This window comes from Flagellimonas oceanensis (genome assembly GCF_003992595.1).
Classification (GTDB): Bacteria; Bacteroidota; Bacteroidia; order Flavobacteriales; family Flavobacteriaceae; genus Flagellimonas; species Flagellimonas oceanensis.
The window spans coordinates 1-2,500 of record NZ_RZNA01000018.1 but is presented as its reverse complement, the minus strand read 5'-3'; the positions used below and the strand labels follow the sequence as shown (position 1 = coordinate 2,500).

The window sequence follows — 2,500 nt, the reverse complement described above, 5'->3', positions numbered from 1 at the left end:
AACCCCGTCATTGCCGGAACAACGACGGTTTGGGCCGATCCGATTTCGCTCGCCGCTACTCTCGGAATCACTCTTGTTTTCTCTTCCTCCGCCTACTTAGATGTTTCAGTTCAGCGGGTTCGCCCACCTTACGGTGTGACTGGCCTTCAACCAGCCGGGTTGCCCCATTCGGACACCCACGGATCAATGCTCATGTGCAGCTCCCCGTGGATTTTCGCAGCTTATCACGTCCTTCATCGCCTCTGAGAGCCTAGGCATCCCCCATACGCCCTTCTTTTGCTTGTCGCACCTGTACCTAAGTACAGATGCCCTCTCGTAATCCTTTATATATTCTATTCTACTTCGTGTTTCTTCTTTGACTTCGCACATAACGACCTATGTCGTTACTGCTCCGTCCCAATATGTCAATGAACTTTCTGGCGAATCGCCACCGGCAATGAAAATCACCGTCGACGACAATTGCCGTGGTGGAGAATATCGGAGTCGAACCGATGACCTCCTGCGTGCAAGGCAGGCGCTCTAGCCAGCTGAGCTAATCCCCCGTTTCAGTCAGCAGTTACCAGTTAACGGTTAACAGTTTTGATAACGTGCCCACCATTACGTGATAATCACTCAACTTCTAAAATTTCCTTCAGTATTCCTCAATGAACTTCGCACTCCGTATTTACATACTTCGTACCTTTCGTAGTCTCAGGCAGACTCGAACTGCCGACCTCTACATTATCAGTGTAGCGCTCTAACCAGCTGAGCTATGAGACTGTCTTGGCCTAAATTTGCCTGTATACCAAAAAAACATATCATAAACGACAGCGCAAAACGTAACAACCACCTCGTGCGGGACCCGGGATTCCGGGCATCTCTTTCTCTAGAAAGGAGGTGTTCCAGCCGCACCTTCCGGTACGGCTACCTTGTTACGACTTAGCCCTAGTTACCGATTTTGCCCTAGGCCGCTCCTTGCGGTGACGGACTTCAGGCACTCCCGGCTTCCATGGCTTGACGGGCGGTGTGTACAAGGCCCGGGAACGTATTCACCGGATCATGGCTGATATCCGATTACTAGCGATTCCAGCTTCACGGGGTCGAGTTGCAGACCCCGATCCGAACTGTGACCGGTTTTGTAGATCCGCGCCCCCTCGCGGGGTGGCTTCCCTCTGTACCGGCCATTGTAGCACGTGTGTAGCCCAGGACGTAAGGGCCGTGATGATTTGACGTCGTCCCCACCTTCCTCACGGTTTGCACCGGCAGTCCCGTTAGAGTCCCCATCTTGACATGCTGGCAACTAACGGTAGGGGTTGCGCTCGTTATAGGACTTAACCTGACACCTCACGGCACGAGCTGACGACAACCATGCAGCACCTTGCAGGCAGTCCGAAGAAAAAGCTATCTCTAGCTTATGCAGCCTGCATTTAAGCCCTGGTAAGGTTCCTCGCGTATCATCGAATTAAACCACATGCTCCACCGCTTGTGCGGGCCCCCGTCAATTCCTTTGAGTTTCATTCTTGCGAACGTACTCCCCAGGTGGGATACTTATCACTTTCGCTTGGCCACGGAGACCGAAGTCCCCACAGCTAGTATCCATCGTTTACGGCGTGGACTACCGGGGTATCTAATCCCGTTCGCTACCCACGCTTTCGTCCATCAGCGTCAGTACATGGTTGGCCACCTGCCTTCGCGATCGGTGTTCTATGTGATATCTATGCATTTCACCGCTACACCACATGTTCCGGCGACCCCACCATGACTCAAGACCTGCAGTATCAAAGGCAATTTTATGGTTGAGCCACAAACTTTCACCCCTGACTTACAGGCCCGCCTACGGACCCTTTAAACCCAATGATTCCGGATAACGCTCGGACCCTCCGTATTACCGCGGCTGCTGGCACGGAGTTAGCCGGTCCTTATTCTTACGGTACCGTCAGACGCCCACACGTGGGCGCGTTTCTTCCCGTATAAAAGCAGTTTACAACCCATAGGGCCGTCATCCTGCACGCGGCATGGCTGGATCAGGCTCCCGCCCATTGTCCAATATTCCTCACTGCTGCCTCCCGTAGGAGTCTGGTCCGTGTCTCAGTACCAGTGTGGGGGATCCCCCTCTCAGGGCCCCTAACCATCGCTGCCTTGGTAAGCCGTTACCTCACCAACTAACTAATGGTACGCATGGCCATCCCTGTCCGATAAATCTTTAATCACAAAATCATGCGATCCCGTGATACCATGGGGCATTAATCCAAGTTTCCCTGGGCTATTCCCCTGACAGGGGCAGGTTCCATACGCGTTCCGCACCCGTGCGCCGGTCGTCATCAGAAAAGCAAGCTTTTCCATGTTACCCCTCGACTTGCATGTGTTAGGCCTGCCGCTAGCGTTCATCCTGAGCCAGGATCAAACTCTTCATTGTATTTCCTTGAATGTCTGTCCGACACCCGGAAATCCCTGAGTCCCTGCATCAAAATGGTTTGTTCTTAATTCTACGCTGTCGTTACAATATGTATATGAACTTCTT

At 52.6% G+C, this 2,500-nt stretch carries 2 tRNA genes and 2 rRNA genes (1 of these 4 cut by a window edge); all 4 read right to left on the bottom strand.

What is annotated here, in order from left to right:
- Nucleotides 1-287: ribosomal RNA gene (locus EO132_RS05310) — 23S ribosomal RNA — on the bottom strand; it reaches 2,532 nt to the left of the window's first position.
- Between the two features lie 178 nt (nt 288-465).
- A tRNA-Ala gene (locus tag EO132_RS05305) sits at nt 466-542 on the bottom strand.
- A 143-nt stretch (nt 543-685) separates the two neighbouring features.
- Nucleotides 686-759: transfer RNA gene (locus tag EO132_RS05300), tRNA-Ile, on the bottom strand.
- Nucleotides 760-869: 110 nt separating this feature from the next.
- Nucleotides 870-2,395: ribosomal RNA gene (locus EO132_RS05295) — 16S ribosomal RNA — on the bottom strand.
- The 16S and 23S rRNA genes sit together here with 2 tRNA genes alongside, the layout of an rRNA operon.
- Nucleotides 2,396-2,500: the final 105 nt, after the last annotated feature.